The organism is Ciceribacter sp. T2.26MG-112.2, from assembly GCF_900492205.1.
Taxonomy (GTDB): Bacteria; Pseudomonadota; Alphaproteobacteria; order Rhizobiales; family Rhizobiaceae; genus Allorhizobium; species Allorhizobium naphthalenivorans_A.
Map to the genome: position 1 here is coordinate 1 of NZ_UEYQ01000068.1, position 457 is coordinate 457.

At 69.1% G+C, this 457-nt stretch carries 1 protein-coding gene and 1 pseudogene; one reads left to right on the forward strand and one right to left on the reverse strand.

The features are described from left to right. Positions 1–267: pseudogene (locus tag DYZ14_RS24020) on the forward strand (hypothetical protein); the annotation flags it as partial. A gap of 10 nt (positions 268–277) precedes the next feature. Here DYZ14_RS24020 and DYZ14_RS24025 read toward each other — a convergent pair. Next, positions 278–457, reverse strand: a 180-nt coding sequence (locus tag DYZ14_RS24025; protein WP_210209322.1) for a hypothetical protein, incomplete at its 5' end; no start/stop codon positions are given.

The window sequence follows — 457 nt, forward strand, 5'->3', positions numbered from 1 at the left end:
GTCTGGTTCGGGGAGATGCTGGACCCCAAGGACCTGGCTCGCATTGGCGAGTTCATCACGCGCAACGACGGCACGCGGCTGGTGTTCCTGGCCGCGGGCACGTCCGGAGCGGTGTGGCCCGCGGCGGGCATCGTGGACGAGGTGCGCTCCGTGCGCGGGGACACGTGGCTCGTGAACTACGAGTCCGCCGCGAACACGGAGCGCTTCCACCACTTCGTGCAGGGACAGAGCGGACAGGTGCTGCCCACCCTGGCGAAGCTCGCCTGAGGGCCTGGGCTTACGGTCCCCGGAGGACCTTGAGCCCCTTGTCGGTGAGGACGAGCAGCATGCTCGGCGTCACGGTGGGTTCGTAGACCATCTGCAGCACGCGCTGGCCGGACACATCCCGCACCTGGGCCAGCGTGGTGCCGTCCGCTTCCAGTCGCCAGAGGCCGGTGCCGTCCGTGCCGATGTAGAG